1 protein-coding gene is annotated in these 355 nt (G+C 42.0%); it reads left to right on the top strand.

Annotated features, from left to right (window positions below; translation table 11 throughout):
• A partial coding sequence (locus tag A3860_RS41020; protein ID WP_158085185.1) for a hypothetical protein occupies positions 1 to 355 on the top strand: 355 nt, incomplete at both ends.

The following is a 355-nucleotide window of genomic DNA, read 5'->3' as shown; positions in this document are numbered from 1 at the left end:
TGGGTGAAGATGGTAATACTGCCAGCAGCCTTACAGCACAGGATGCGATTGGGTTCTCCTTAAATTATTACCTGGGTGATTACAAAACTATTGATGTCACGAAATTGCCGTTTGCCGAAGCCGGTGCTTCATTACCAGCCTATAAACCACAGTATAATGGTAATATCACTCATATCAGTGTGGGTATAAAAGGCATGGAAACGATGCTGTATAGTTATGGATATGACCAGTTGCATCGCCTCATAAGCATGAATGCCTTCAATAATTTTAACAGCAGCACCAATCAATGGAGCTCACTGGTTGCTGCTAATAAGTATGGGGAATCCATCACCTATGATGGCAATGGCAATATTCA

This window comes from Niastella vici, assembly GCF_002077945.1.
GTDB classification, from domain to species: Bacteria; Bacteroidota; Bacteroidia; order Chitinophagales; family Chitinophagaceae; genus Niastella; species Niastella vici.
The sequence above is the reverse complement of the archived record's forward strand: the minus strand, read 5'-3'. Positions and strand labels throughout refer to the sequence as shown.